This is a genomic window from Methylobacterium variabile, assembly GCF_001043975.1.
GTDB lineage: Bacteria > Pseudomonadota > Alphaproteobacteria > Rhizobiales > Beijerinckiaceae > Methylobacterium > Methylobacterium variabile.
Genome location: NZ_LABY01000388.1, coordinates 1 through 1908, shown reverse-complemented (window position 1 = coordinate 1908; position 1908 = coordinate 1). Strand labels below are relative to the sequence as shown.

The 1908-nt window shown below is 70.3% G+C and carries 1 protein-coding gene; it reads left to right on the top strand.

Features of this window, described 5'->3' with window-relative positions; translation table 11 throughout:
- Window positions 1-287 precede the first annotated feature (287 nt).
- Window positions 288-1908, top strand: a 1621-nt coding sequence (locus VQ02_RS33285; protein WP_048448558.1) for a phosphoethanolamine transferase, incomplete at its 3' end; no start/stop codon positions are given.

The following is a 1908-nucleotide window of genomic DNA, read 5'->3' as shown; positions in this document are numbered from 1 at the left end:
AAGGCGCGAGGGTATAAGACGCATTCATCCGCACCCGCGACCCGCAATCGCGAATCCGACGGAGGGGCGCCGCCCCTCCGTCGGCCTCTTCCCGGGAACCTTAGCCGGCACAAGTCTGGCTCCCCACAAGCCTGGATCCGCTGCCCGGGCCGGAACGATCCCAAATCGGCGCAAGTCGAGACGATTCGATCTTCCGGCCATGCCAAATCGGGAAGCGGGCGATCCAAGCCTTGCTCGGGGAAGCCATGCGTCGGTCGTTTCAGTTCTTCACGGCGGGATTACGCCGGATGCCGGCAGGTCCGGCCCTTGTCCTCGGCGGCGCGCTTCCGGTGCTCGCCGTTGCCCTCACATTCGCCGACGGCACGGCGATCGCGACTGGCACGGACCGGCTCGTCTTCTCGGCCGCGTTCAACATCGTCTTCTACGCCGCCCTGCTCCACGCGGGCCTGCACCTCGCCGGCCGGCGGTCGTTCTCGATCGTGTACGGCGCGCTCGTCGCCTACACGGCGATCTATCTCTTCGCCTACACGTACCATTTCGTGCTGTACGACCAGCTCGTCGGCGAGTCCTCGATCAACGCGGTGATCGACAGCAACCCGCAGGAGCTGACGGAATTCCTCGCCTGGGCGGTGAGCCCGGAGCACCTGCCGCTTCCCCTTGCGGTCGCCCTGGCCGCCGCGCTCGTCCTCGTCCTCGGGCGGCCCGCCGTGCCCTCCCGGCGGTCCCGCCGCGCCGGACTGGCCGGGCTCGCGGTCGTCGCGCTCATGCTGCCCGTGGCCGCCATCAAGACCAACGTCATCCTGTACAACCCGGCCTTCTTCGCGCCCCACGCGGTCTACCAGTCGCTCGCCCACCGGCGCGCCGTGGCGAAGATCCTGACCTCCGTCGAGGGCATCGCGGTCGGCGCCGTCGAGGGGCCGGCGGAGGAGGCCGTGACCCACGTCCTGGTCATCGGCGAGTCGACCACCCGGCGGCACATGTCGCTCTACGGCTACGCCAGGGAGACGACGCCGCGGCTGGGCGGGCTCGCCCCGGAGCTCGACGTCGTGAGGAACGCCTGTTCGTCGCGGGGCGTCACCATCACGGCCCTGCAGGAGATGCTGACCTTCGCCACCCGCGAGGACCGCGCGCCCCTGTACGAGAAGCCGAACCTGCTCCAGATCGCGAAGGCCGCCGGCTTCCGCTCGTGGTGGCTGTCGAATCAGAGCTACTACGGCGAGTTCGACAACTGGTCGATGGTCCTGTCGAGGCCGGCTGACACGCGCCACTTCGTCAACCGGGTCGGCGAGGGGACGAGCTACGACGAGGGGCTCCTGCCCCACCTGCGGGCGGCATTGGCGGACCCGGCCCCGCGCAAGCTCGTGGTGCTCCACCTCCTCGGCGCCCATGCCGACTACACCCTGCGCTACCCGGCCGGCTTCGCCCGCTTCGACGGGCAGCCGCTCCCGCCCACGCCGCGCCTGCTGACGGGCCGCGACGCGGCGCGCTTCAACGCCTACGACAACGCCGTCCTGTACAACGACACCGTCGTGGCCGAGATCATCGAGGCCGCCCGTGCGGCGGGGGGCCGCGCGACGGTCACCTACCTGTCCGACCACGGCGAGGCGCTGGGCGAGATCTCGGACTTCGTCACGCATATCGACGGCCGGGCGCCGCGCCAGGTCTACGAGATCCCTCTCGTCTTCTGGATGTCGCCGGACTTCCGCGCGGACGCGGCGCCTCGCCTCGCCGACCTGCCCGGCAACCTCGACCGTCCGTTCCAGTCGGATGACCTGATCCACACGGCCCTCGACCTCTACGGCATCCGCCACGCCGGCCGCGATCGGAACCGCAGCCTGCTCTCCGCGACCTACCGGGACAAGGCGCGCTTCTGCGACGGCCTGCCCGGCGCGCCTTGTCCCGGTAGGT